This window comes from Mycobacterium rhizamassiliense (assembly GCF_900157375.1).
GTDB classification, from domain to species: Bacteria; Actinomycetota; Actinomycetes; order Mycobacteriales; family Mycobacteriaceae; genus Mycobacterium; species Mycobacterium rhizamassiliense.
Window position 1 is genome coordinate 2,334,219 of the sequence record NZ_LT721901.1, and the last position, 24,504, is coordinate 2,358,722.

The 24,504-nt window shown below is 66.9% G+C and carries 25 protein-coding genes and 4 tRNA genes; 11 read left to right on the top strand and 18 right to left on the bottom strand.

The window, feature by feature from the left end:
- Positions 1 to 4: 4 nt before the first annotated feature.
- The 9 genes from MRAB57_RS11400 to lmeA all read right to left on the bottom strand — a co-directional run bounded on the left by MRAB57_RS11400 (position 5) and on the right by lmeA (position 8,266).
- The gene (locus tag MRAB57_RS11400; RefSeq protein ID WP_083743365.1) at positions 5 to 1,528 is read right to left on the bottom strand and encodes a sensor domain-containing protein; all 1,524 of its coding nucleotides are present in this window, start codon (positions 1,526 to 1,528) and stop codon (positions 5 to 7) included.
- A gap of 144 nt (positions 1,529 to 1,672) precedes the next feature.
- Positions 1,673 to 4,039 carry a hypothetical protein gene (locus tag MRAB57_RS11405; protein WP_077087653.1) on the bottom strand — a complete coding sequence of 789 codons (2,367 nt, stop codon included), beginning with the start codon at positions 4,037 to 4,039 and terminating at the stop codon, positions 1,673 to 1,675.
- A 261-nt stretch (positions 4,040 to 4,300) separates the two neighbouring features.
- Positions 4,301 to 4,969 carry a nitrobindin family protein gene (locus MRAB57_RS11410; RefSeq protein WP_077087654.1) on the bottom strand — a complete coding sequence of 223 codons (669 nt, stop codon included), beginning with the start codon at positions 4,967 to 4,969 and terminating at the stop codon, positions 4,301 to 4,303.
- Between the two features lie 155 nt (positions 4,970 to 5,124).
- Complete coding sequence (locus MRAB57_RS11415; protein WP_077087655.1) at positions 5,125 to 5,427, bottom strand: DUF1416 domain-containing protein; 303 nt, start codon at positions 5,425 to 5,427, stop codon at positions 5,125 to 5,127.
- 1 nt (position 5,428) lies between these two features.
- The gene (locus tag MRAB57_RS11420; RefSeq protein WP_077087656.1) at positions 5,429 to 6,262 is read right to left on the bottom strand and encodes a sulfurtransferase; all 834 of its coding nucleotides are present in this window, start codon (positions 6,260 to 6,262) and stop codon (positions 5,429 to 5,431) included.
- A 15-nt stretch (positions 6,263 to 6,277) separates the two neighbouring features.
- Entirely contained in the window at positions 6,278 to 6,760 is a 483-nt protein-coding gene (locus MRAB57_RS11425) for a DUF4395 domain-containing protein (RefSeq protein WP_077087657.1), read from the bottom strand.
- Positions 6,761 to 6,859: 99 nt separating this feature from the next.
- Positions 6,860 to 6,979, bottom strand: coding sequence for a putative leader peptide (locus MRAB57_RS29600; RefSeq protein WP_425436741.1), 120 nt, complete (start codon positions 6,977 to 6,979; stop codon positions 6,860 to 6,862).
- 5 nt (positions 6,980 to 6,984) lie between these two features.
- Positions 6,985 to 7,407: a thioredoxin family protein gene (locus MRAB57_RS11430; protein ID WP_077087658.1), complete on the bottom strand. Its 423-nt coding sequence runs from the start codon at positions 7,405 to 7,407 to the stop codon at positions 6,985 to 6,987.
- A 46-nt stretch (positions 7,408 to 7,453) separates the two neighbouring features.
- On the bottom strand, positions 7,454 to 8,266 hold the full coding sequence (lmeA, locus tag MRAB57_RS11435; protein WP_077087659.1) for a mannan chain length control protein LmeA: 813 nt from the start codon (positions 8,264 to 8,266) through the stop codon (positions 7,454 to 7,456).
- Between the two features lie 209 nt (positions 8,267 to 8,475).
- On the opposite strand from lmeA, the gene MRAB57_RS11440 reads away from it, so the two are divergent.
- From MRAB57_RS11440 to pstB, 6 genes are read left to right on the top strand one after another with little or no spacing between them, the layout of a single operon-like run.
- Positions 8,476 to 9,255 carry a winged helix-turn-helix transcriptional regulator gene (locus MRAB57_RS11440; RefSeq protein ID WP_108637929.1) on the top strand — a complete coding sequence of 260 codons (780 nt, stop codon included), beginning with the start codon at positions 8,476 to 8,478 and terminating at the stop codon, positions 9,253 to 9,255.
- On the top strand, positions 9,252 to 10,190 hold the full coding sequence (gene mshD / locus MRAB57_RS11445) for a mycothiol synthase (protein WP_077087660.1): 939 nt from the start codon (positions 9,252 to 9,254) through the stop codon (positions 10,188 to 10,190). The genes MRAB57_RS11440 and mshD overlap by 4 nt, the downstream gene beginning before the upstream one ends.
- A gap of 10 nt (positions 10,191 to 10,200) precedes the next feature.
- Positions 10,201 to 11,310: a phosphate ABC transporter substrate-binding protein PstS gene (gene pstS, locus MRAB57_RS11450; RefSeq protein ID WP_077087661.1), complete on the top strand. Its 1,110-nt coding sequence runs from the start codon at positions 10,201 to 10,203 to the stop codon at positions 11,308 to 11,310.
- A gap of 31 nt (positions 11,311 to 11,341) precedes the next feature.
- The gene (gene pstC, locus MRAB57_RS11455; RefSeq protein ID WP_077087662.1) at positions 11,342 to 12,373 is read left to right on the top strand and encodes a phosphate ABC transporter permease subunit PstC; all 1,032 of its coding nucleotides are present in this window, start codon (positions 11,342 to 11,344) and stop codon (positions 12,371 to 12,373) included.
- Positions 12,370 to 13,284 (top strand): phosphate ABC transporter permease PstA, encoded by a 915-nt coding sequence (pstA, locus tag MRAB57_RS11460; protein WP_077087663.1) that lies wholly within the window; start codon positions 12,370 to 12,372, stop codon positions 13,282 to 13,284. The genes pstC and pstA overlap by 4 nt, the downstream gene beginning before the upstream one ends.
- A gap of 12 nt (positions 13,285 to 13,296) precedes the next feature.
- Complete coding sequence (gene pstB / locus MRAB57_RS11465; protein WP_077087664.1) at positions 13,297 to 14,073, top strand: phosphate ABC transporter ATP-binding protein PstB; 777 nt, start codon at positions 13,297 to 13,299, stop codon at positions 14,071 to 14,073.
- Between the two features lie 13 nt (positions 14,074 to 14,086).
- Here the strand turns inward: pstB and phoU are convergent, their stop codons facing one another.
- The 5 genes from phoU to MRAB57_RS11490 all read right to left on the bottom strand — a co-directional run bounded on the left by phoU (position 14,087) and on the right by MRAB57_RS11490 (position 20,030).
- On the bottom strand, positions 14,087 to 14,758 hold the full coding sequence (gene phoU / locus MRAB57_RS11470) for a phosphate signaling complex protein PhoU (protein ID WP_077087665.1): 672 nt from the start codon (positions 14,756 to 14,758) through the stop codon (positions 14,087 to 14,089).
- Between the two features lie 57 nt (positions 14,759 to 14,815).
- Entirely contained in the window at positions 14,816 to 16,939 is a 2,124-nt protein-coding gene (locus tag MRAB57_RS11475; protein WP_083743367.1) for an LCP family protein, read from the bottom strand.
- A gap of 223 nt (positions 16,940 to 17,162) precedes the next feature.
- Entirely contained in the window at positions 17,163 to 18,296 is a 1,134-nt protein-coding gene (gene dusB / locus MRAB57_RS11480; protein WP_077087666.1) for a tRNA dihydrouridine synthase DusB, read from the bottom strand.
- A gap of 7 nt (positions 18,297 to 18,303) precedes the next feature.
- Positions 18,304 to 19,326 (bottom strand): acyl-ACP desaturase, encoded by a 1,023-nt coding sequence (locus MRAB57_RS11485; protein WP_077087667.1) that lies wholly within the window; start codon positions 19,324 to 19,326, stop codon positions 18,304 to 18,306.
- Positions 19,327 to 19,418: 92 nt separating this feature from the next.
- Positions 19,419 to 20,030 carry a TetR/AcrR family transcriptional regulator gene (locus MRAB57_RS11490; RefSeq protein WP_108637930.1) on the bottom strand — a complete coding sequence of 204 codons (612 nt, stop codon included), beginning with the start codon at positions 20,028 to 20,030 and terminating at the stop codon, positions 19,419 to 19,421.
- Between the two features lie 68 nt (positions 20,031 to 20,098).
- On the opposite strand from MRAB57_RS11490, the gene MRAB57_RS11495 reads away from it, so the two are divergent.
- On the top strand, positions 20,099 to 21,157 hold the full coding sequence (locus tag MRAB57_RS11495; protein WP_077087668.1) for an oxygenase MpaB family protein: 1,059 nt from the start codon (positions 20,099 to 20,101) through the stop codon (positions 21,155 to 21,157).
- A gap of 26 nt (positions 21,158 to 21,183) precedes the next feature.
- On the opposite strand, the gene MRAB57_RS11500 is transcribed toward MRAB57_RS11495, so the two are convergent.
- Together MRAB57_RS11500 and MRAB57_RS11505 are read right to left on the bottom strand one after the other, a co-directional pair.
- The gene (locus tag MRAB57_RS11500) at positions 21,184 to 21,552 is read right to left on the bottom strand and encodes an ArsR/SmtB family transcription factor (RefSeq protein ID WP_077087669.1); all 369 of its coding nucleotides are present in this window, start codon (positions 21,550 to 21,552) and stop codon (positions 21,184 to 21,186) included.
- Between the two features lie 20 nt (positions 21,553 to 21,572).
- Positions 21,573 to 22,070, bottom strand: a complete 498-nt coding sequence (locus MRAB57_RS11505) for a nucleoside deaminase (protein ID WP_077087670.1) — start codon at positions 22,068 to 22,070, stop codon at positions 21,573 to 21,575.
- Between the two features lie 96 nt (positions 22,071 to 22,166).
- Between MRAB57_RS11505 and MRAB57_RS11510 the strand changes: the two genes are divergently transcribed.
- The gene (locus MRAB57_RS11510; protein WP_077087671.1) at positions 22,167 to 23,066 is read left to right on the top strand and encodes a class I SAM-dependent methyltransferase; all 900 of its coding nucleotides are present in this window, start codon (positions 22,167 to 22,169) and stop codon (positions 23,064 to 23,066) included.
- A gap of 3 nt (positions 23,067 to 23,069) precedes the next feature.
- Here MRAB57_RS11510 and MRAB57_RS11515 read toward each other — a convergent pair whose 3' ends face one another.
- On the bottom strand, positions 23,070 to 23,867 hold the full coding sequence (locus tag MRAB57_RS11515) for a TIGR04255 family protein (protein WP_245835898.1): 798 nt from the start codon (positions 23,865 to 23,867) through the stop codon (positions 23,070 to 23,072).
- An 80-nt stretch (positions 23,868 to 23,947) separates the two neighbouring features.
- Positions 23,948 to 24,023 (bottom strand) — tRNA-Lys (locus MRAB57_RS11520).
- Positions 24,024 to 24,157: 134 nt separating this feature from the next.
- Between MRAB57_RS11520 and MRAB57_RS11525 the strand changes: the two genes are divergently transcribed.
- From MRAB57_RS11525 to MRAB57_RS11535, 3 genes are all read left to right on the top strand, one after another.
- Positions 24,158 to 24,230 (top strand) — tRNA-Glu (locus MRAB57_RS11525).
- A gap of 35 nt (positions 24,231 to 24,265) precedes the next feature.
- Positions 24,266 to 24,342 (top strand) — tRNA-Asp (locus tag MRAB57_RS11530).
- 26 nt (positions 24,343 to 24,368) lie between these two features.
- Positions 24,369 to 24,445: transfer RNA gene (locus tag MRAB57_RS11535), tRNA-Phe, on the top strand.
- The last annotated feature ends 59 nt before the right edge of the window (positions 24,446 to 24,504 follow it).

Consider the following 24,504-nt stretch of genomic DNA (forward strand, 5'->3'; position numbering starts at 1 on the left):
ACTGCTATTGGCCGACCTTCGCGGCTATCTGCCCGGCGAGCTTGCCCGCTTGGCCGGTTTCGGCGTCTGGGCCGCACAGCAGGAGATCGACGACGATGTTGTTGACCGCGTGCAGCGCGTGATGACAAATTCGACCGCCGTCTGCTTGCGTGCGCTGCTGGAAGATTTTCGGCCCGGTTCCGGTCACCTCACCGAACGTCCATTGCCACGTCTTGCCGTTGAAGTTCACCGTGATCGATTGCCCGGTGCATGCTTTCCACTTGTCCGCCGAAGCCGTCACGAATGCCTCGGCCTTGTCGGGCGACGAGAACGCGGCAACGGCTTCGAAGATGCGGTGCGGCGGGTTTTCCCCGGAGGTATGCACCGCCTGACCGCTCGCTGCGGTGAAGCCGTCCGCCCCGCGGTACGCCGACTCTTCGATGGGTTCGTACGCTCCCTTGCAATTCGGGTTGGACAGCGTCGCCCGGAGGTTGCGTAGCACCGAGGTCTTCTCGGAGACGATGAGATTGGGGTCGCCCACCACGGCACCGACATCGGCGGGCGCGAGCAGATAAGAGTCCAGCTTGGCCGAGGTCGCGGAGTCCGGAGGGGTCTGGGCCACCGCGCCCGGCGCGGAAGTCGCCGAATTCGAATTCGGAGTGGCCTTCGGAGCCGGCTTGCTCTTGCCGCCCTGGGTGGTCAGCACGATGACGATCGCGATCACGGCGATGACGGCCAGCGCCGCGCCGCCGAGCAGGATCAACCGTTTGTTTCCGCCGCCAGAGCCGCCACCGGCCGCCGTCGGCGCGGTGGCTGAGGTCGGGGCGGGCGCAGCCGCCGCCGGCTTCGTCCCCACGTCCGTCTTGGCGTCGGCCGCGCCCGACGGATTGTCCTTGGCTTCGATCTCGGCGAGCACGTTGTCGATCTCGCTTCGGGTGCGGTAGGTGACGTCGTGTCGCAGCCGCAGCATCCGCAGCAGCTGAGCGATGTCGCCGCGGGCGCTGGGGTCGTCGCCGTCCTCGTCGAGTCCGGATCGCAGCTCGACCAACAGCTGAAGCTGCAGCTGCGGGCTGAGCTCCTTTTCGGCCATCTGGTTGCCTAGCCGGGTGATGTAACCGAACGGCACCGGCGGCTCTTCGGGCAGCGGGTCCGGCAGCGGCACGGGCTTGCTGCTGAGCTGGTGCACCGCGGTGACCAACTGAATGCCGGCGTCGATCGTCGGCTCCCGGTAATCGATGATCTGCAACGCGGCAAGCGGATTCACCCGCATGCTGTCCACATCGCCGATGCGCACCGGAAGGATGGGCCGGTTCAACGCCTTGGCGTAGCGCAGCTCGGACTGGCTGGGCTTGGACTGCAGCCAGTTGTTCGACAGCGCGACGATGAAGACGTCACACTCGCGGATCTGCTCCAAGATCTTGTTCCACCACGAGTCGCCGCCGCCGAGCTCCTGGTCGAACCACACCTGCTGCTGGCCGCGCCGAAGGGCGGTCGTCAGGGCGTCGACCGTCGTCCTGTCCTGGCTCGAGTAGCTGATAAACAGCGCCATCGCAGTCTCCTAGAGCTAAGGCGGAGTGAACGGACGGAGGCGAAAGCCCGCACGCGCGGACCCGTATTGCGCATGCGCTCGATACCGTATCAGTGTGGGGGCCCATCGGGATGCGGGAATTTCGCCGCCGATTGGCGGCGGCGATCACGCGTCGTGAACCTCGGCATCCTCGGGCGGCCGGAATTCCGCGTAGCGGCGGGCGAACTCGTCACCGGGAACCGGCCATTGCTCGCCGGTGCCCCCGCGCACGATCCAATCGCCCTCGGCCGCGGTCGCCGGTCCTTCCAGCGTGTTGACGGTCTCGCCCGGGTACGCCGGGCGAGCCTGCGCGCGTCCCTTGCGCTGCCAGCGTCCGTCGCCGGCCGGCTCGTAGGTGTCGCGGAAGATGTCATCGCGGACCGACCAGGTCTTGCCGTCCTCCTGCACGGCCCAGTCGCCGGCGTCGGCGCGCATGGTGTGACCCGACTCCGACGTCCATGTCCAAGGGGCGCTTCGTTGCTCGGCGGCCACCGTCCCGATCCGGGTGAACGATTGCCAGATCGGGCGTGACCGAAAACCCAGCTGGCGCAAGCTCCATAGCGTCGCGGCGAGGCTGCGCACCGCGGCGTTGAGCAGATCGGGGTCGCTTTCGACCACGGACCAGTCGACCAGCTTGTCGTGGATCCTGCGCGAATCATCCCGGGGCGTACCGTATTTCCAGCCATTGCGCCGGTAGTAGCGGCACCAGTCCTCGTGCTCGGCCTGGGCCATGCTCATCGAGGAGTGGCGGTCGAAGCCCATCAGCGCAAGCTGTTCCAGAGGCTCCAACCCCGCCATCTTGGTGCCGGACAGTTGCGCGGGCGGGGTGCCCCAGGTGTTCCAGGTGTGACCCGCGATCTGCTCGACCATCCATAACGCGTTGCGAACCTGGCGCCGGTTGGATCCGCGGTAGAACTCGTCGAGCTCGGCCCACGGCACGGCTGCGGGCCCGCGCGTCCAACTCGGGTCGATGGTGGAGACGTAGCGCTCGTGGATCAGCCGCGCCGCGCGCTCCCACGCGTCCTGGACCTGACCTTCGCGGGTGTCGAGCACCAGTGAGTAGGACTGCATCCGGCCGACGACCTGGATCGAGTCGTCGTTGACGCTGGTGTTGAGATCCGAGGCATAGATGGGCATCTCGGGAAAGCGGGCGGCGAGCCTGGCTGCGGGCGTCGCGGCATGGGCGTCGACGAAGATCACCGCGCTGGTTGCCGGGTCGCCATCGGCAACCAGATTCAGCATGGTCGGTATCGTCGGCGCCTCGGCCACCGCGTCGATCGCCGGCCCCTCCGACATGAATCCGGCTTGCTGGCGGTGGAATTCGTGATCGCGCAGGTAATCCTCGGCGTCCCTTTCGACCAGGGTGAGCGCGGGCAGCGGCACCGCGTCGGGCGGGGTGTAGAAGTCGCGTTCCAGCGCGCGCTGGGTCAGGTCGGCGCATAATGCCAACGTCAATTGCGAAGTGCCACAGACGAATACGTGGCTCGTCCGTCCCGTTGCGAGGATGCTGTCGAGGAGTCTGCGCGCGGTCACCTCATACTTGCCGACCACGTCCGCCGCCCAGCGGGTGTCCGATCCACCGAACTGCTGGGCGCGCCACGCCTGGGCCAGCCACGGGTCGTCCATGCGCACGATGAGGGGCAACCGCTGCTTGTGGTCGACCTCGGCGAGCCGCTTGCTGATCAGGTCCAGCCACAGCAGGTTGACCGCCGGGTCGGGCGCCATCAGATAGAGCCGAGAAAGGTGGCGCCACAACCGAAGTGACACCATGGTTTCCGGGGTATTGAAGTCCACCAAGACCACGCGGGCGCCCTGCCTGCGGGTCCGCTGCACGCGGTCGTCGCTGGCGCCGGTGATGACGACCAGAGTGCCGCGGCGCTCCAGCGTCCGTGCCACCCCGCTGACCATCGATTCGGTGTCGGCGTCGACTCCGACTATGGCGGTGACGGATTCGGCCAGATTGGCGCGCAGCCGGTCCACCTGAGACCGGAAGGCGCCGATGACGACGCCGCCCAGTCCGGTGAAAATCGCTGACAGCGCCGCGATCCGGGCCATTTCCAGCCCGACCGGCGTGGGGTTCGGGCAGGTTCGGCCACCGACGGAGAAGTCGCCGGTGCCGCCCTTGACCAGACTGGCGGTCGCCATCATCGGGGTGAAGACGGCCGGATGGTTGGCGTCGTGACAACCCCAGTAGGCGCTCAGTCCCAGCACCGCGGTCATCGGGACCAGAGCTGCGATCAGGCTGAACGAAACACCGACCACCCGGTGGCTGTTGCCGGACCGGAAGGTCAGCACCGATGCCCAGATCAGGACGGCCACAACGATCCCGAGCGTCGGCATGGATCCCGCGCGGCCAAACCATCTCGCCCCCGGCGGCAGCGCATCCACGATGGCGGGGCGCAGCGCAACGACGGCCAGGTAGACGATCAGCAGCAGGCCGGCGCCCGTTACGGCCCAGCGCAACTTGGGCGGGGGTGGCTTCTTGGGACGCATCCGCCGACCTCCCTCTCTGGAATATCGGCCGCTCGGACGTCGAACAGTACACGCAAAAAATCAGCCGAAAGCAACGTTGTACCTACGGATTGGCGTGCGCGCCGCCGGCGTTGAGTGTGCATTCACGGCTTCGCATGTGCGGGCCCTGCCTTGAGGGTGCGGTCGCGGCGGCCTCGCGCGGCGTGTCGTCGCCCAGGACGCACACTCAAAACATCAGCGCACACTCAAAACCGTCAACGCACCGCCGACGACCCGGCGTCACTAGCCGATGAAGCGTGACAGCCGCGCCGACAGATGCGGCACCAGCCCGCCGTCGGCGTCCACCCGCTCCTCGACGTAGGCCAGGTCGCCGCCTTCGACGATTCCGTAGAGTCGCTTGGCGCCCCCGACCAGTACGCCGGACCGGCTGCGCGCCAAGGCGTCGGTGACCAGCTCCCAGGACGACTGGTTGCGCGGGCCGCCGTAGAACAATTCGACGTAGCCGGCCGAATGCGCCAGCAGCAGTTCGATTGCCGAGGACTCGGTCGGGTCGTCGGGATCGGGGACAAACCGCCAAAAGCCGGTCTCGCGCAGGCCGGGCTCCTGGTAGCCGCCGGAGTCGTCGAGGCGCCAGGAGCGGGCTTCCCAATTCAGGTAGTCGCCGCCGTCGTGGGAGACCACGATCTGCTGGCCGAACCGGTAGTCGCCGTCGGGCCCGCGGCCCTCGCCCTCGCCGCGCCACACGCCGACCAGGGGCAGCAAGGCCAGCAGCGCGTCATTGAGGTTGGCGCCTTCGCGCAGGTTCGCGGTATCGGTGGGAAGCGGCAGGTCCTCGAAGGCCGGGATGTTGCGGGCCGCGGTCACCTTCGCGCGTTCGGCGGCGGCGGCAACGGCGCGGTCGGCAGAGCCGGCGGGCCGGGCAGGTGTGTCAGGGCTGTCTTCGGAGCTCACGACTCGTCAGTGATGAGCCGATACAGCGTGTACAAGGCGAACCATGAGATGACCACGACGGCCACGACCAGCATGACCTCGAAGAAGAGCACCACGTCGACAAGTCTATTCGGCTTGGCTTCCGCGCACCTCGGGACGCCCCGGTCTGGTGCGCGTCAGCCGATCTTGATGTCCACCTCGTGGATGCCCGCACCCGACGGCGTCACCACGGCGTCGCCGTTTCCGGCCTTGGACAGCGCACGCAGCGTCCAGGATCCGGGCGCGGCGAAGAAGCGGAAGTCGCCGGTGGCCGACGCAACGACCTCGGCGGTGAACTCGCCGGACGAGTCAAGCAGCCGGACGAAGGCGCCCCCCACGGTTTGGCCGTCGCGGTCCACGACGCGGCCCGTGATTACCGTCTCCTTTTCGAGGTCGACGCTGGCGGGCAACGTCAGTCCTTGCTTCGGTCCAGAGCACATATCAGCTTCCCAACTCGATCGGGGCGCCCACCAGGGAGCCGTATTCCGTCCAACTGCCGTCGTAGTTCTTGACGTTCTTGTGCCCGAGTAATTCCCGCAAGACGAACCAGGTGTGTGACGAACGTTCCCCGATCCGACAGTAGGCAATCGTTTCTTTGGTGCCGTCCAGGCCGGCGTCGGCGTACAGCTTGGCCAAGTCGTCGTCGGATTTGAAGGTGCCGTCTTCGTTGGCGGCCTTGCTCCATGGCACGTTTATCGCTCCCGGAATGTGCCCGGGCCGCTGGCTTTGCTCCTGCGGCAGGTGCGCGGGCGCCAGAATCTTGCCCGAGAACTCGTCGGGAGAACGCACGTCGACGAGGTTCTTGGTGTTGATGGCCGCGATGACCTCGTCGCGCAGCGCGCGGATGTCGTTGTCCGGCGCGGCGGCCGAGTACGAGGTCGACGGCCTGCTGACGGCGTCCTTCGACAGCGGGCGCCCGTCGAGCTCCCACTTCTTGCGGCCGCCGTCGAGCAGCTTGACCTGCTCGTGCCCGTACAGCTTGAAGTACCAGTACGCGTAGGCGGCGAACCAGTTGTTGTTGCCGCCGTAGAGGATCACGGTGTCGTCGTTGGCGATGCCGCGCTCGCTGAGCAGCTTGGAGAACTGCTGGGCGTCGATGAAGTCGCGCTTGATCGGGTCTTGCAGATCGGTGCGCCAGTCCAGCCTAACCGCGCCCGCGATGTGTCCGTCATCGTAGGCGCTGGTGTCCTCGTCGACCTCGACGAAGACGACGTTGGCGGCGTCGAGATTGCTCTCGGCCCAGTCAACAGAGACCAGGACGTCGGAGCGTGCCATGGGGGATCCTTTCGATTACTTGATATGAGGGCGTTCGGCCGGGACGCGGCGGAAGCGGGCGACCAACGGGTAGAGCTGGCAGCCCAGGCAAATCCCGAAAGCCGCATTCAAAAAGGCCGCTACCAGTGCGAACGCGGTGGCGATAACGCCAGCTAAGGGTACGTCAAACCCAAAACCGGCCACCGCGGCGACCGCGAAGACGAATCCGACCAGCTGGGCGAACTTCAACGGCGGCACGGGCTCGCGTTCTTTGACCGGTTCGAGCCGCGGCGCGACCAGGGTCGCGAACACCTTGCCGTAGGGGTGCCGGCGCGGGCCACCCACGGCGCCGATGGCGAAAATGACGGCCTGCAGGGCCAGGATGATCGCGGCTGCCTGGGGGCTGACCGCCGAGACGATCAGCGCGGTCAGCAGCACCGCGGTGGTCACCCAGGCGGCAAACCGTGGCCCACGCACATCGACGCGGTCGATGCCGGCGTCGGTGTTGGTGATTGACACGAATTACTCCTTGATTTGCGCGCTGAAGGAACGGTGGGAGGGCATGCCACGGTTCGGGGCCGGGCTGCTCCGAGTGCTACGCGAAAGGGGCGCGGCTACTCAGCAGCTACAGCGACAGCGACAACAACAGCCCGCGATACGGCACAGGTCGACTGCGCGACGCGTGGTGAGCATGGGCTCCAGGCGGGCTGACACGCTGGCTAGCTTACCCAACGACATAGTGGTCAGGCCAACAGTGGCTGCAGGGCCGACCGCAGGTCGGCGGCCTTGGGGACGCCGGATGCCCGGTAGCGCTGCTGTCCGTCGATGTCAAAGATCAACGTCGTGGGCAGCGACAGCACCGAAAATCGTCGGGCCGCCGCCGGATTGGCGTCGATGTCGATCTCGACGTGGGCTACCGAGCCCATGTCGTCGCAGACCTGATCGACCACCCGGCGCACCCGGTCGCAGGGTCCGCACCACGGTGCGCTGAAATGCACGACGGTCGGTCCGGAGCTCGACAAGTCCAGGTCGGTGGCGTCCGCGTCGGCCCCGGGACCGGAGTCCGAACGAACCTCCCTGACGGCACCCGATCGGCTGGTCAGCAACCAGCCGACGAGGGCTGCCAGGGCAAGCGCCGCCCCGATCGTGACGATCACAGTGGTCATGACCGCTTGAACCCATCGCTGCGCTCTGCATCGTCGCCGGCGCGCGTCATGACTGCTTGAACCCTTCGAGGGTGATGGTTACTCCCGTGGCGATGCCTTCGATGATGACGTCGGAGCCGCGCGCGCCCACGGTGTGCGGCGCCACCCCGAACGGCAGCCGCTGATTGGGCAGCCGGGAGCTGAATGCGTGCAGCACCGCGTCGCGCTTGTCGTCTGGCACGGTCTGGTTGGCGGTGTCGGGACCGGTGAGGACCCCGGTGGGGGTGAAGACCAGCGTGGCCGGGTCGTCGGGCGCGATGGACAGGTCCACCGAGACGCTGACCCGCTTGTCGAAGCCGGGCACGTGGGGCGTGCCGCTGAAGACCAGGCCGTGGCTGTCGGAGATGCCTGACGCGGTGACGCCGCCGGTGGCGGTGTTGGTCTCCGCGGGCGGGGCCTCAACCATCAGGTCCGTGATGCCCACGTACCGGGCCAGGTGCGTCGAGTCGATGATGATGCGGCTTTCCAGCGTGCCCACCGGAAGCTTCGCGTCCGGCCTCATCAGCCACGACGCGTAGGACAGGTCGACCGAGTACATCGTGGCTTCCAGCGTGGCCTTGCCGACCATCGTGTGATCGATGGCGTTGGCCTTGATCTCCACCTGGTTGTAGTGCTTGCGCATCGCCTGCGGAATGAAGGGGAACGCCACGATGGCCACGAACGGGTCCGACCCCAGATTTGCCACCTTGCGCACGGTGGACGACAGCCGATATTCGGCGTAGATGCTGGCTCCGTAGTCGACGCCGACGACGCCGACGACGATTGCCGCGACGGTGGACGCCACCGCGATCACGCTGATCAGCACTTTGCGCATCCGCATATTGTGGCCTGCGCGTCTGATGCCGCGCCGCCGGAGGCGGTTTGCCCGGTTCCTCGACCGCCGATGGGAGCGGTTCATCACACTCGCCGCCGCAGCGCTTTTCACCAGGCCAAAGGCCAGGTGGCACGTTATCGTTAGATGACCTGGCGACTAACGCCACATTTCTTGACGAAATGGGAAAGTCGCCTGTCCCCACGAGTTGGAGGGGCTTGTTGGAGCTGTTACTGCTGACCTCGGAGCTGCACCCCGACCCGGTCCTGCCGTCGTTGTCGCTGCTTCCGCACACGGTGCGGACGGCGCCGGCCGAGCCGGCCTCGTTGCTGGAGGCCGGGACCGCGGACGCAGTGCTGGTCGACGCGCGCATCGACCTGTCATCGGCGCGCGGGCTGTGCCGCCTGCTGAGCACGGCGGGCCGATCGGTGCCCGTGGTGGCGATCGTCAGCGAGGGCGGCTTGGTGGCGATCAGCGCCGACTGGGGGCTCGACGACATCCTGTTGCCCAGCACCGGGCCTGCCGAGATCGACGCCAGGATCCGGCTGGTCGTCGGGCGCCGCGGCGGCATGGCCGACCAGGAGAGCGCGGGCAAGGTCAGCCTCGGCGAGCTGGTGATCGACGAGGGCACCTACACCGCGCGGCTGCGGGGGCGTCCGCTTGATCTGACGTACAAGGAATTCGAGCTGCTGAAGTATCTAGCCCAGCACGCCGGCCGGGTCTTCACCCGCGCCCAGCTGCTGCACGAAGTGTGGGGGTACGACTTCTTCGGTGGAACGCGCACGGTCGACGTCCACGTGCGGCGGCTGCGGGCCAAGCTCGGCCCGGAGCACGAAGCGTTGATCGGCACCGTGCGCAACGTCGGCTACAAGGCCGTGCGGCCGGCGCGTGGCCGGACGCCGGTCCCATCGCCGGACGACGAGGCCGCCGAGTCCGACGTCGATGTCGACGCCGGCAGCTTGCAGGACCCCCTGGTCGACCCGTTGCACACTCAGTGACCTCGCCGGACTGGCGCTCGACCCTGCAGGCCGACGAGCAGCGGGCAGTGCGCGAACTCGTCACGGCCGCAACCGAATTCGATGGCATAGCACCCGTGGGTGAACAGGTGCTGCGCGAGCTCGGGCACGACCGCACCGATCATCTGCTCATCACCTCCGCCGGCGATGCCGTCGTCGGCTATCTCAACCTGAGCCCGCCACGCGACGGCGAGGAGGGGATGGCCGAACTGGTGGTGCACCCGCAGGCCCGACGCCGGGGCATCGGCGCGGCGATGGCGCGCGCGGCGCTGGACAGGGCCGCCGGGCGCAACCGGTTCTGGGCGCACGGCACATTGGCGCCGGCGCAGGCGACGGCGTCCGCGCTGGGCTTGGTCACCGTCCGCGAGCTCGTGCAGATGCGGCGCTCGCTGCGCGACGTTCCCGACGCTCCAAGCCCCGGGCCCGGGGTGCAGATCCGGACCTATGCGGGCACCGACGACGACGCCGAGCTGTTGCGGGTTAACAACGCCGCGTTCGTCACGCACCCCGAGCAGGGCGGGTGGACCGAAGCCGACCTGGCCGAGCGGCGCGGCGAGCCGTGGTTCGACCCGGCGGGATTGTTCATGGCGTTCGGCGACTCCACCAGCGACCAGCCGGGCAAGCTGCTGGGCTTCCACTGGACCAAGGTGCACCTCGATCAGCCGGCGCTCGGCGAGGTCTACGTCGTCGGCATCGACCCGGCGATGCAGGGCCGCGGCCTGGGCAAGACGTTGACGGCCGTCGGCGTCGACTGGTTGGCCCGGCGGCTGGCGGATTCGGCCGCGGCCGATACCGAGCCCACCGTGCTGCTCTATGTGGAGTCGGACAACGTCGCCGCGGTTCGGACCTACCAGCGGCTGGGCTTCACCACCTACAGCGTCGACACCGCCTACGCGGCGGCGGCGGCGAGCAGCTGAGGAGAACGGCGTGCAGCTCGCCAAGGCGCTCGCGGCGGTGGCGTCGATGACGGTGCTCGTCGGGCTGACCGCCTGCGGCAGCGACGACAACCGGCCCGGCGCATCGGCGGTGACGTCCCCCGGGCCGACCGGCACCATCGCATGCACGGGCAAGGATCGGTTGACCGCGGAGGGATCCAGCGCGCAGCAGAACGCGATGGCCGTCTTCACCCAGATGTGGAGCCAGTACTGCCCGGGCAAGGGGCTGTCGTACAACCCGACCGGGTCGGGCGCGGGCCGCGAGCAGTTCATCGCCGGCCATGCCGACTTCGCCGGGTCGGATTCGCCGTTGACCGCGGATCAGATCGGGCCGGCCGCCAGGCGTTGCGGTGGCTACCCGGCCTGGGATCTGCCGCTGGTGTTCGGGCCGATCGCCCTCGTCTACAACGTCCCGGGCCTGCCCACGCTGACGCTCAACGGCGACGCGCTGGCCAAGATCTTCACCGGCAGGATCACGTCGTGGAATGACCCGATACTGGCGGCCCTCAACCCGGGCCAGACCATGCCCGACCTCAAGATCACGCCGATCTACCGGGTCGACTCGTCGGGAACCACCGACAACCTGCAGGAGTACCTGACCGTCGCGGCACCGGAGAGCTGGACCAAGGGGGTCGGGGGCGAGTTTCGGGGCGGCGTCGGTGAAGGTGCGCCGAGGTCGTCTGGCGTCGTCCAGGCGGTGCGAACCGCGCACGGCGGCATCGGCTACGTCGAGAAGGGCTTCGCCGACCAGGCCGGCCTGCCGTATGCCCAGCTCGACAGCGGAAACGGCGTGGTCCCGCTGACCAATGACACCGCCGCGAAGGCCGTCGCCTCGGCCAGCTTCGTGGTCAGCGGCAACGACCTGGTGCTGGACATGAATTCGATGCACGCGGCGCAGCGGGCGGGGACCTATCCGTTGATGCTGGCCACCTACGAGATCGTCTGCTCGAAGGGCTACGACGCGCAGACGGCCCTGGCGGTCAGATCTTTCCTCACCATGGCCGCCACCAACGGGCAGGCCGGTCTTCCGTCGGTCGGCTACGTGCCGCTGCCCGATAAGGTCAAAGAGCGACTGATTGCCGCCATCAACGCGATGCAATAACCCTCGGGTTCGGAGGAGCAACGGCAGAACAGTGACAACGCCAAACCCAGCCCAGGCAGGATCGGGCGCAGTTGCGACTGCGCCCGCGTCCCGTCCGGGGCCGCCGCCCATCACCCCGTGGCGCGACACCAGAGGCCGCTTCGGCGACGCCGTATTCCGGCGGTCCGCCGACGCGTCCGGTGTGCTGATCGTCGTCCTCGTCCTGGCGATCGGCGGTTTCATGCTGATGCGCGCCCTGCCGGCCTTGCACCACAACAAGGAGAACTTCTTCACCTACGGCGGCGCTTGGGTCACCAACGACGTGTCGTCGATGCACTTCGGAATCTTCAACCTGTTGCAGGTGACGGTGTGCGTGTCCGTGTTCGGCTTGCTGCTGGCGATGCCGGTCGCGCTGGGCGTTGCGATCTTCCTCACCCAGTACGCGCCGCGGCGGTTCGTCGCGCCGCTCGCCTACACCGTCGACCTGCTGGCCGCGGTGCCCTCGATCATCTACGGCATCTGGGGCCTGCATGTGCTGGGGCCGCAGTTGCGGCCCGTGGCGATCTGGCTCAACCACACCATGGGCTGGTTCTTTCTGTTCGCCTCCGGCAACGCATCGGTGGGCGGCGGCGGCACGATCTTCACGGGCGGAATCGTTCTGGCGGTGATGATCCTGCCGATCATCGCCGCGGTCACCCGCGAAGTGTTTGTCCAGACTCCGCAAGACCAGATCGAGGCGGCGCTCGCCCTGGGCGCCACCCGCTGGGAGGTGGTCAAGACCACCGTGCTGCCGTTCGGCCGGTCGGGATACGTCAGCGCCGCGGTGCTGGGCCTGGGTCGCGCGCTGGGTGAAACGGTCGCGATGCTGATCATCTTGCGCGGAACCCAAACCGCCTTCCACTGGTCACTTTTCGACGGCGGTTCGACCTTTGCGAACAAGATCGCATCTGCCGCATGGGAATTCAACAACCAGTACCAGGCCGGCGCGTACATCGCCGCGGGGCTGGTGCTCTTCGTGCTGACATTCCTGTCCGACGCCCTCGCCCGGGCGATTGCCGCCAGGACCGCAAAAGGCACTCGATGACCTCGATCCTCGACCGCCCGCTGAAGGCCCGCACGCTGTCCAAGCTCAGCCCCCGCCGCCGAGTCGCGAATGGCGTTGCGACCGTGGCGGTCTCGCTGTCGCTCGTGATCGCCCTGGCGCCGCTGCTGTGGGTGTTGTGGTCCGTTGTCGCCAAGGGGTTCAGGGCCATCGCCTCCGCCTCGTGGTGGACGCATTCGCAGGCGGGGATGACGCCATTGTCGATCGGCGGCGGTGCGTACCACGCGATCCTCGGCACCCTGTTGCAGGGACTGCTATGCGCCGCGATGTCCGTGCCGGTCGGCATCCTGATCGCGATCTACCTGGTCGAGTACGGTCGCGGAACCCTACGGGGCAGGCTGGCCTCCTTCATGATCGACATCCTCAGCGGTGTGCCCGCGATCGTGGCGGCGCTGTTCATCTACGCGCTGTTCGTCGCGACCCTCGGGCTGCCCCGCTCGCAGTTCGCGGCGGCGTTGGCTTTGGTGTTGTTGATGCTGCCGGTGATCGTGCGGGCCACCGAAGAGATGCTGCTGATCGTTCCGGCGGATCTGCGCGAGGCCAGTTACGCCCTGGGCGTGCCGAAGTGGAAAACGATTGTCAGAGTGGTCATTCCGACCGGGCTGCCAGGCATCGTCACCGGAGTACTGCTGGCGCTGGCCAGGGTGGTGGGCGAGACAGCGCCATTGCTGATCCTGGTCGGCTACTCGCAGGCGATCAATCTGAACGCTTTCCGCGGCTTCATGGGAACGTTGCCCGGAATGATGTACGACCAGACATCGGCCGGCGCCGGCGTCAATCCGATTCCCACGGAGCGAATGTGGGGCGCTGCGCTGACACTGATCGCGATCGTTGCCGTCATCAACATCGGTGCCAGGATGGTCTCGATGATTTTTGCCCAGAAGAATCCATAGGCGAGGAATACAGTGGCCAAGCGCTTGGACATGAAAGACGTCAACATCTACTACGGGCCGTTTCATGCGGTCTCGGATGTGTCGCTGTCCATCCTGCCGCGCAGCGTCACCGCGTTCATCGGAGCGTCGGGCTGCGGCAAGACGACGGTGCTACGCACCCTGAACCGGATGCACGAAGTCATCCCGGGTGCCCGGGTCGATGGCACCGTGCTGCTCGACGACGAGAACATCTACGCCCCCGGCATCGACCCGGTCGGTGTGCGCCGTGCCATCGGCATGGTGTTCCAGCGGCCAAACCCGTTTCCCGCCATGTCCATTCGCGACAACGTGGTGGCCGGCCTCAAGCTGCAGGGCGTGCGCAATCGCAAGCTGCTCGACGACACCGCCGAATACTCGCTGCGCGGGGCGAACCTGTGGGATGAGGTCAAGGACCGGCTGAACAAACCCGGCGGCGGCTTGTCCGGCGGGCAGCAGCAGCGGCTGTGCATTGCGCGGGCCATCGCCGTGCAACCCGATGTGTTGCTGATGGACGAGCCATGCTCGGCGCTGGATCCGATTTCGACGATGGCGATCGAGGAACTGATCAGCGAGTTGAAGCAGGACTACACGATCGTCATCGTGACCCACAACATGCAGCAGGCCGCCCGCGTCAGCGACTCCACCGCGTTCTTCAACCTGGAGGCGGCCGGAAAGCCGGGGCGGCTCGTCGAGATCGACGACACCGAGAAGATCTTTTCCAACCCCGCCGAAAAGGCCACCGAGGACTACATCTCGGGCCGCTTCGGCTAGCGGCCAACGGTGCTCAACGCGCGGGCGGTGGTGCGGTTTCGTCCTCGGGGAACTTGCCGGTCGCCTGGAAGATGACGCGTCGCGCCACTTCCACGGCGTGGTCGGCGAAGCGCTCGTAGAACCGGCCCAGCAGCGTCACGTCGACGGCGGCGGCCACGCCGTGCTTCCATTCGCGGTCCATCAGCACCGAGAACAGGTGCCGGTGCAGGTCGTCCATGGCGTCGTCTTCTTCGCGGATCCGGGCGGCCTTCTCCGGGTCGCGTGACAACACCACTTCCTGGGCGCTGTTGCCCAATTCGACTGCGACCCGGCCCATTTCGGCGAAATACCCGTTGACTTCCTCGGGCAGCGCGTGCTGGGGGTGGCGCCGACGGGCGATCTTGGCCACATGCAGGGCCAGCGCGCCCATCCGGTCGATGTCGGCGACCATCTGGATGGCGCTCACGATGGACCTGAGGTCACCGGCGACCGGCGCCTGCAAGGCCAGCAGCACGAACGCGCTTTCCTCGGCGCGGGCGCTCAACGCCGCGATCTCCTCGTGGCCCGAGATCACCTGTTCGGCAAGCACCAGATCGGCCTGCAGCAGTGCCTGGGTGGCGCACTCCATCGCGGCGCCGGCCAACCCGCACATCTCGCCAAGCTTCTCGGATAGATCCGAGAGCTGCTCGTGGTAGGCGGTGCGCATGCCGCCCAGCCTACTTTGCGGCCATCGAAATCGGCGCGTGAGTGCGATGAAACATGCTTACTCGCACGTGGTATCGGCCGCGTTGGTCACCGTCAGGTCCTCGGGCAGCTTCGCCGTCGTGTTGCCGGGGTTGCGGTCGATCTGCACGTTCACCGACGAGCCCGAGGGCGGGGGAGCGCTCACCGTTTTGAAGTCCGGACCGAGCACGACCTGAACGACCTGCCCGTAGCCGGAGACCCGCTCGATCTTCGAATTGGCGAACGTCGAGGCCACCGTCGCGGCCGCCTGCTCGTTGCCGGCCGAGAACAGCACCGTCGTGGCGTTCACCTGACTCGAGTAGTCATCGGGCGTCATCACATTGAAGCCGTTGTGCTTGAGCTGACTGGTCACTGTGGCGGCGAGACCGGTCTGGCTGGTCGCGTTGGACACCCGCACGGTGACGTCTTGCGGCGACGCGGTGGTCACCTGCTGGTGCTGCGCCTCCGGGGCCGCGCTGGGCGGCGGCGTCTTCTTGGTGGTGGGTGTGCCGGATCGTGTCGTCGAACCCAGGTTCTGGGCGTTCTGATCGTTTTCCATCGGCAGCGGATCGTCGTTGATGATGGCGTCGAACAGGGCGCGCATGTCGGCCGTTCGCGGCGGCTCGTCGCCGTTCTGGTCGGTCACGCCGGTCGGCACCGTCACGAAGGTGAAGTGCCCGGCTGCCGTGCCTTGCAGCGACCGGCCCAGCTCGACCAGGTCCTTGGTCTTGACGTTGTCGACGTAGGTGTTGCCGGCGATGATGTTGACGACGTTGTTGAGCTTGCCGAGGTCGGTCAGGGTGTCGTCGGAGATGAGCGAGCGCAGCAGCGAGGACAGGAACAACTGCTGGCGTTTGATGCGGCCGTAATCACCGTTGTTCTCGGTGGAGACCTGGCGGGCCCGTACATAGTTCAGCGCCGTCGTCCCGTCGATCACCTGGCGTCCCGCCCGCGACAGCACGGTGCCGAGCTCGTAGTCGTGCAGCGGTGTCCTGCTGCACACCTCGACGCCGCCGAGCGCCTCGACCACCTTTGCGAATCCGGAGAAGTCGACGGCGACGAAGCGGTTGATGCTCAGGCCGGACAGCTTCTGGATCTCCTTCACCAAACATTTCGGACCGCCGAAGGAGTACGCCGAGTTCAGCTTCGTCTGGGTGTAGACGTTCTTGGAACCCCACGTCTTGGTCTTCGCGTCGTAGAGGGGCCCGTACTTTCCGGTGTCGGGATTCCACGCCTCGCATTGCATCGGGGTGATCGCCAGGTCGCGCGGGAACGAAACGGCCACCACGCGTTTGCGGTTCGCCGGGATGTTGACCAGCATCACGGTGTCCGAGCGGGCGCCGTCGGCGTCGTCGGTATCGCCCGCGCCCATGTTCGAGTTGTCGCCGGCCCGCGAGTCGACCCCGACGATCAGGAAGTCCTCGTCGCCGTACTGCCCGTTGGGGTCGCGGATATCGGTCGAATCGGGGTCCAGGGCGCTGATGACGTTGAGCCGGGCGTTCTTTGACGAACTCCACTGCCACGCGCCGCCGGTGAGGACCAACGCCAGCACCGCGAACACCGCCGCCAGTGAGCGAACGGCGAGCAGGGCCGGCCTGCGCCGAGACTTTCGTTCCGTGGCCGCGTCGACCGAAGGTTTTGCCTTGCGGACCCGCCTCGATTTCTTGGGCCGGGAAGCGGCTTCCGCGTCGTCGGCGTCGTGAGCCGTTTCGGGCTCGTCGCCATTGGGGTAGCTGGCGGCCTCGAGGTCGGGAAGCTCGGAGACGACCTCCAGCGAGTACGCCGGGGTCTCGATGACCTGGGTCTGCTGCAGGTCGGCGAGCGCGTCCGGGGCAGCCTCGTCGGGCTCGGCCGGCGGCAGGTGATGATGGGCGGGCGGCCCGAGGGGCTTGGCGCCGACCTTGGCGATCAGGTCCGCGACGCTGAGCCCCCCGCCGGTATGCGAACCCAGCTTCTCGGCCGCGCGCGACCCGTGCTCGACGGGCTCGGCCGCGGTATCCGGATGAGTTTCGGACGGCGGCTCGGGTTGCCACCGGTGCAGGTTTTCGTCGAACGCCGGCTCAGACCGCTCCCACGGCGCTGCGCTTTGGGTCGACGTGATCAGCTGCCCGGTGCCCGGAGCGCGCCGATGGTCAGGAGTGGCGTTTCTATCGCCGTCACTCATGTCCCTACGCCTCCGAAGCTCAGTTGCCGACGTCGGCCTCGTGCATGCACCGCGTCGCGGCAGCGCTGCCGTCTACCAGGTATCGCGACCCGCGCTACCCGTGGGTGGCGCGGTGTCTAGTAGCCCTCATGTAGCGGGGTAAACCGAACCGCCACCCAAGCGCAATCCAGCAAGTTCCACATCGTACTGATTTATCGGCCCGGAAGCGATTTCGAGGTAGGCCTCAGCCGCCCGAGTGCATCACGTCGGCCCCGGCCGGGACCGTGCAGTCGTCGGGGTCGTTCAGCCAGCCGTCCGGCAGCGCCACCCGGGCGGGTGAACCTTGCCTGCCGCGGGGGCCGGTCGCCGCCTCCGGGAACGGAACGCTGCCGTCCAACTGCTGCAGCAGGGAGTCGAGCTCGTCGAGCGTCTTGACCAGCGCCAGGGCCCGGCGCAACTCCGAGCCGGCGGGAAAGCCGTGCAGGTACCACGCGATGTGCTTGCGGATGTCGCGCATGCCCTTGTCCTCGCCGAAGTGCTCGGCGAGCAGTTGGCCGTGCCGGCGGATGATGTCGGCGACCTCGCCGAGGGCCGGCGGCTCCGGCGGCGGAGTGCCGGTGAAGGCGGCCGACAGCTCGGCGAACAGCCACGGCCGGCCCAGGCAGCCCCGCCCGATCACGACGCCGTCGCAGCCGGTGGTGGCCATCATCGTCAGCGCGTCATTGGCTTCGTAGATATCGCCGTTGCCGAGCACCGGAATCGTTCGCACGTGCTGCTTGAGCGCCGCGATCTGTTCCCAGTCGGCGGTGCCCGAGTAGCGCTGCGCGGCGGTGCGGGCATGCAGGGCGACCGCGGCGGCACCTTCTGATTCGGCGATGCGGCCGGCATCGAGGTGGGTGTGGTGGTCGTCGTCGATGCCGACGCGGAATTTGACGGTCACCGGGATGTCGGTGCCCTCGGTGCCGCGCACGGCCGCGGCGACGATCTCGCCGAACAGCCGCCGCTTGAACGGTAGCGCCGCGCCGCCGCCGCGCTTGGTGACCTTGGGCACCGGGCAGCCGAAGTTCATATCGATGTGGTCGGCCAGGCCGTCGTCCGCGATCATCTTGGCCGCCGCGTACGTGGTGGCCGGGTCGACGGTGTAGAGCTGCAGCGAACGCGGCGACTCCGCCGCGGAGAACGTCGTCATATGCATGGTGACGGGGTGCCGCTCGACGAGCGCGCGCGCCGTCACCATCTCGCAGACGTACAGCCCGCTGACCGTACCGACCTTCGACCGCTCCTGCTCACGACACAGCGTCCGGAACGCGACGTTGGTCACGCCAGCCATCGGCGCCAACACCACCGGGCTGGCGAGCGCGATGGATCCGATGCGCACCGCCGGATTACCGCCCGCTCATGCTCAGCGTGCCGGCGGTCTGGTGGAGTTCGGCGGCGGTGGTCTTCTTCCCGGTGCGCGCCTCCCGGTCGAGCTGGCGCTGCTTGGACACCTCGAACTTGTCGCAGGCCTCCTCGAGCTCTTTGATCAACACCGCCAGGTCGTCGCGCATTGCCGCCGCCTCACCGGTGAAATCCTCGCGCTCGAAGATGCGCCATTTCTTCAGCACCGGCCTCACGACCTCGTCGAGGTGGATGCGGGGGTCGTAGACGCCGCCGACGGCGATGAAGACCGCCTTGCGCCGGAACTCGGGCACCTGGTAGCCGGGCATCAGGAAGTTGCGCAGCACCTTGTGCAGCGACCTCATCGCCTGATTCGGCGAAGCCGAGAATCCGGCGTCGCTGACATCTCGGTAGAAGATCATGTGCAGGTTTTCGTCGGCCGAGATCTTGGCCAGCAGCTGGTCGGCGATCGGCTCGTTGCACGCCTTGCCGGTGTTGCGGTGCGAAATCCGGGTGGCCAGCTCCTGGAACGTCACGTAGATGACCGAGTCGAACAGACTCTCGGCGAACAGGTCCGCTCGAATCTGCTGGTTCTGGCCGGGGCTGAACCCGCGGTTCACCACCTCCATGCGCAGCCTCTCCAGCTCGACCGGGTCGACCGCGCGGGTCACCACGAGGTAGTCGCGCAGCGCGATGCCGTGCCGGTTCTCCTCGGCGGTCCAGCGGTTGACCCACGTGCCCCACGCGCCGTCCAGGCTGAAGTTCATCGCGATCTCGCGGTGATAGGAGGGCAGATTGTCTTCGGTCATCAGGTTCTGCACCATCGCCACCTGGGCGAGATCAGAGAGCTTGCTCTGCTCGGGGTCCCAATCCTGTCCGCCGAGCGCGTAGAAGTTCTTCCCGTCGGACCACGGGATGTAGTCGTGCGGATTCCAGGGCTTGTGCATGGACAGGTGCCGGTCGAGGTATTTCTCCACGACCGGTTCGAGTTCGTGCAGCAGCTGCAAGTCGGTCAGCGTGCCTGCCATGACAAACCCCCAGTTATCTGTGTCTATTGGTAGCAGTCAATATATCTGTGTACTTGAGTTGCATCAAGTTTCGTCTCGGCACGGTGCGGTAACTAATCGGACTCGGAATCGATGACCGGCACGTACGGCGCGACCGTGGTGAACAGCATGTTGACGCAGTAGTCGATGAATTGCTTGCGGGTCGCCCCGAGCTGCCGGTTCAGGTAGGCGGTGAACAGGCCCGACAGGCCGCCGACCAGGCTGGTCGCGATCATCTTCTGTAGGGCGGGATCGCCGATCCGGGACAGCTTGCGCTGCAGCAGGTCGATGAAGCTGGGCATCCAGGCCGCGCCCGATTGGGTCAGTATCGGTTCCACTGTCGGGGCCAACAGCAGCACGCGCCCGCGCACCGGGTCGTCGACCATCAGCTCCACGAATTGCTCGACAGCCTCCCGGGGGGTGTCGGCCGACGTCAGGGTCTCCATCGCCCGCGTGCAGACATCGTCGTAGACCGCGCGCACGAATTCGTCACGGTCGGAAAAGCTCTCGTAGAAGTAGCGTTCGGTGAGTGCGGCCTTGCGGCAGACGGCGCGAACGGTCAGCGCCGGCCCGTCCTGGCTGCCCAGCAACTGCACCCCGGCGGCGATCAAGTTGTCGCGGCGCAGGGCATTGCGACTCTCCAGGGGGACGCCGGACCAACGGCCCCGTCGTTGACCAGACGGCACATCGCTCCTAAGCTCGAAAATGACAACGCATGTAGTCAGAATGCGCGACCTCGACCGGGGGGCCGATCGTGACCCAACATACGTCCGCTACCTGTCCGCTGACCAGCAACGGAGCTAGTAGTGACACAACCACTCACGCTCGGGCGGCAGTTGCGCCCGAAGCCAATAACGTCGCGAGCGGCTGTCCGGTGGCACCGGGGGGCTATGACGCGCCGCCGACCCCGCTGGGGCCGGACTCGCTGACCTGGCGCTACTTCGGGGATTGGCGCGGCATGCTGCAGGGCCCGTGGGCCGGATCCATGCAGAACATGCACCCGCAATTGGGTGCCGCGGTCATCGATCACTCGACGTTTTTCCGGGAGCGCTGGCCGCGCCTGCTGCGCTCGCTGTATCCGATCGGCGGCGTCGTGTTCGACGGTGACCGCGCCCCGGTCACCGGCGCGGAGGTGCGCGACTATCACGTCGACGTCAAGGGCGCCGACGAACAGGGCCGCCGCTACCACGCGCTGAACCCCGACGTCTTCTACTGGGCGCACGCCACCTTCTTCGTCGGCACCATCATTGTGGCGGAACGCCTTTGCGGCGGTCTGACCGAAGCGCAGAAGCGCCAGCTGTTCGACGAGCACGTCGACTGGTATCGCATGTACGGCATGAGCATGCGGCCCGTTCCGGAGTCCTGGGAGGCATTTCAGGAGTACTGGGACCACATGTGCCGCAACGTGTTAGAGGACAACTGGGCCGCACGGGCCGTCCTCGACCTGACCGAGCTGCCGAAGCCCCCCTTCGCTCAATGGCTGCCAGACAAGTTGTGGGCTGCGCAACGCAAGCTGCTTGCCCCGTTCTTCGTCTGGTTCACCGTCGGCCTCTACGACCCGGCCGTGCGCGACCTGATGGGCTACCGCTGGTCGCGCCGCGACGAGTGGATGCACCGGCGGTTCGGCGACGTCGTCCGTCTTGTGTTCGCTTGTGTGCCAAGCCGATTCCGTAAGCACCCGCGGGCCAGGGCCGGACTGGACCGCACCACCGGACGCATCGCAGCGGATACGCCATTGGTGCAGACGCCCGCGCGCAACCTGCCGCCAATGGACGAGCGCGACAACCCGATGCACTACTGCCCGAAGGTGTAGCCGAAGGCGCTGTGCCCGCGGTCAATTCACCCGTGCGCCGCTTTCAGCCCACCCTCGCCGCGGTGGTGCCGCGGAACGCCGGGGCCGGCGTGCTCGGCGTTGAAGACCGCATCCATGACCAGCTGGCGAACATGGTCGTTTTCCAGGCTGTAGAAGATGGTTGTTCCGTCGCGGCGGGTCCGCACCAGGCGCGCCATGCGTAGCTTCGCCAGGTGCTGGGAAACCGACGGTGCGGGCTTGCCCACGTGCTCGGCGAGTTCGTTGACCGACATCTCGTGTTCGGCCAGCGTCCACAGCACCTGCACGCGGGTGGCGTCGGCCAGCATCCGGAAAATCTCGACGACCAGGCTGACCTGGTCGTCGGGCAACCGGCCTTCCCCATTACCTGCATGCATACGCAGATAGTAGCCCGGGGTCAGCTCGGCGGGACCACCGTCGACGTAGGACCGCCGTTGCGTTCATTCCACAGGCGGTAGACCTCCACGGCGCTGTCTTCGCGCTGGTAGCGCATCGGCAGGCGCCGCTGGTCCCAGCTCTTGGAGAATTCGTCGTAGAACGTGGCGACCTCGAAGTACTTGCGGTCGTCGAGGTAGTACTCCTCGTACAGCTCGCGGGTGGTCAGGAAGACGACTTCCTTGGGCGAGCAGTAGTACAGCGATCCCAGGCACATCGGGCACGGGTGGGCCAGCACGTAGATAGTGGTGTCGACCAGGTGCTCGGTTCCCAGCTTTATGCAGGCCTCCCGGATGGCCAGGATTTCGGCGTGCGCGGTGGGATCGTTGGTCTGGGCCACCTTGTTGGCGCTCTCGGCGAGGATCTGGCCGTCCTGGACGATCACCGTCGCGAACGGACGGCCGCCCTCCATGACGTTCCGGCGGGCCAGCTCGATCGTCCGTTGGGCAAAGTCGCTCATAGGCTTTCGACGATAGTCCCCGGTGACGCGGGGCGGCCGCCGTGATATTAACTAGACTGTCTATGTTTGTTGGTATTCGGGATTGAGGGGACGCTCATGGCGCGCGCCGAAAGCGATCGATGGGACCTGGCGTCGAGCGTCGGGGCGACGGCGACGATGATCGCCGCGCAACGGGCGATCTCGACCGACGAGAAGCTCATCGACGACCCCTACGCCGCGCCCCTGGTGCGGGCGGTCGGGCTCGACGCCTACGTCCGGCTGGTGAACGGCCAGATCCCGGTCGGGGGAGACGCCGGGTTCGATCCGCGCCGAATGGCCGAGGGAATGGCTTGTCGCACAAGGTTTTACGACGATTTCTTCCTCGACGCGGCCCGCAGCGGCGTGGGCCAGGCGGTGATCCTGGCGTCGGGTCTTGACGCGCGCGCCTACCGGTTGCCGTGGCCGGACGGCACCGTCGTCTACGAGGTCGACATGCCCGAGGTGATCGAGTTCAAGACGTCGACACTGCGCGATCTCGGCGCCGAGCCGACCGCCGAGCAGCGCACGGTGGCCGTCGATCTGCGCGACGACTGGGCCGCGGCGCTGCGGGCATCGGGGTTCGACCCGAAGGCGCCGGCGGCCTGGAGCGCCGAAGGCCTGCTGCTCTACCTGCCCGACGAGGCGCAGGACGCGTTGTTCGACGAGATCACCGCGCTCAGCGCCCCCGGCAGTCGGCTGTCGTTCGACCTCGTGCCGAACACCGCCGTTTTCACCGACGAGCGGTGGCGTGCGCACCACGACCGGATGAGCGAACTTGGATTCGAGGTCGATTTCAACGACCTCGTGTACCACGGCGACCGCAACCACGTCTTCGACTACCTGCGCCAGCGTGGATGGCGGACGTCGTCGCACAACGTCAAGGAATTGCACGCGGCCAACGGGTTCGCCTACCCCGACAACGATGTCGCGGAAGCCTTTTCCGATGTGACCTACAGCAGCGCGGTGCTCGGGGAATAACCGCTACGAGCGGAGCAATTCGTCTCTCGCGCGGCCGGTGAGCAATTCGTCGAACGCGGTTCGCGCCGGTTCGTACAAATTGTGCAGAGTCGCGCGCACCGCGTCCCTGTCGAACTCGGGAATCGCGGCGGCCGGGGTCCAAAAGCTGTCGACATCCACCAGGAAGAACGGCCCGGCCTCGACTGGCAACGTGCGGCGCAGGTGGTAGTTGGGATCGAGCGCCTGCCCGAGTCCCGGCCCGTATCGCACGATCATCGACTTGCCCGGCTGCGCCTCGCGGAAGACCGCGGCACCCTGCCACTCGGTCAGGTTCAAACCGCCCGGGGCGATGCGATGCGGACCGAGCAGGGGCTCGGCGATCCAGTTGGCCCACTCGATGCGGCCATCCTCGCCCGTGGGCGCGCGGACCTCGAGGACGTAGCGCACGCCGATGCGCTCCACCCCGACGATCGAGGAGACCTGGGAGCGGGCGTCGACGACGCGCATCGCGATGTCCGACAGCGACTCGAAGCTCGAGTATTCGGTCGTCTCGACGATGACCGCCTGGCTCCTGATCGAAGCGGCGATCGTGTTCTCGCGGTTGACGAACCGGACGAAGCGTTCGGCCGCCGGTGCCGGGCCCCCGCTCGGCGCCGCGCCCCAGGCGACGTCCTGAGGCTTGCGTTCGATGGGAAGGAACTCGGTGAGCTGACGCTTGAGCTCACTGTTCGAGGCTTCGTCAAGGGAATCTGTTGCCGGGTGCCGGATTTCCATCGTCACCAGGGCTATGGGCGACCCGGGCCCGACCGCATCGACGCTCACCCGCGAAGCATAGCCAAGGCATCTAGCGAATAAACCCGTGTCGAGTAGTGCGGCCGACATCGCCCGAGGTCATCTCATGTTGGTGCCCCCACTAGGACTCGAACCTAGGACCTGCGGATTAAAAGTCCGTAGCTCTACCAACTGAGCTATAGGGGCGCGGTGATCCAGGATACTGGGTGAGAAACGCGCCTCGAACCGCCCTCGTTTGAGGATTAGGCCTGCGGTGACCTAAGCTGGCGTGGCTCCCAACGGTAGTTGCGTTGTGAGTACCCCGGAGTGATTCGGTTCTGGCCCCCATCGTCTAGTGGCCTAGGACGCCGCCCTTTCACGGCGGTAGCACGGGTTCGAATCCCGTTGGGGGTACGCATCGCGCTATGCGTGGAGCAGCAGTACAGCAAGGCCCTGTGGCGCAGTTGGTTAGCGCGCCGCCCTGTCACGGCGGAGGTCGCGGGTTCGAGTCCCGTCAGGGTCGCCAGCACGGCGAGGCACTAGCTGCCTTCCGGCCAGGTAGCTCAGTCGGTACGAGCGTCCGCCTGAAAAGCGGAAGGTCGGCGGTTCGATCCCGCCCCTGGCCACCAGAATGTTTGCGCAGCTCAGGGCGCTATACCAACAGTTTTAGCACCTCCTCTATCTCGCG

Bases quoted from the DNA above. Each gene is read 5' to 3' on its own strand.
- MRAB57_RS11415 (WP_077087655.1), bottom strand. From the start codon at position 5,427: ATGTGCTCTGGACCGAAGCAAGGACTGACGTTGCCCGCCAGCGTCGAC.
- pstA (WP_077087663.1), top strand. From the start codon at position 12,370: ATGACCTCGATCCTCGACCGCCCGCTGAAGGCCCGCACGCTGTCCAAG.
- lmeA (WP_077087659.1), bottom strand. From the start codon at position 8,266: ATGCGGATGCGCAAAGTGCTGATCAGCGTGATCGCGGTGGCGTCCACC.
- MRAB57_RS11475 (WP_083743367.1), bottom strand. From the start codon at position 16,939: ATGAGTGACGGCGATAGAAACGCCACTCCTGACCATCGGCGCGCTCCG.
- MRAB57_RS11485 (WP_077087667.1), bottom strand. From the start codon at position 19,326: ATGGCAGGCACGCTGACCGACTTGCAGCTGCTGCACGAACTCGAACCG.
- MRAB57_RS11420 (WP_077087656.1), bottom strand. From the start codon at position 6,262: ATGGCACGCTCCGACGTCCTGGTCTCTGTTGACTGGGCCGAGAGCAAT.
- MRAB57_RS11400 (WP_083743365.1), bottom strand. From the start codon at position 1,528: ATGGCGCTGTTTATCAGCTACTCGAGCCAGGACAGGACGACGGTCGAC.
- MRAB57_RS11500 (WP_077087669.1), bottom strand. From the start codon at position 21,552: ATGCATGCAGGTAATGGGGAAGGCCGGTTGCCCGACGACCAGGTCAGC.
- MRAB57_RS11405 (WP_077087653.1), bottom strand. From the start codon at position 4,039: ATGCGTCCCAAGAAGCCACCCCCGCCCAAGTTGCGCTGGGCCGTAACG.
- MRAB57_RS11430 (WP_077087658.1), bottom strand. From the start codon at position 7,407: ATGACCACTGTGATCGTCACGATCGGGGCGGCGCTTGCCCTGGCAGCC.
- MRAB57_RS11505 (WP_077087670.1), bottom strand. From the start codon at position 22,070: ATGAGCGACTTTGCCCAACGGACGATCGAGCTGGCCCGCCGGAACGTC.
- MRAB57_RS29600 (WP_425436741.1), bottom strand. From the start codon at position 6,979: ATGTCGTTGGGTAAGCTAGCCAGCGTGTCAGCCCGCCTGGAGCCCATG.
- phoU (WP_077087665.1), bottom strand. From the start codon at position 14,758: ATGCGCACCGCCTACCACGAGCAGCTCTCGGATCTATCCGAGAAGCTT.
- MRAB57_RS11510 (WP_077087671.1), top strand. From the start codon at position 22,167: ATGGCGCGCGCCGAAAGCGATCGATGGGACCTGGCGTCGAGCGTCGGG.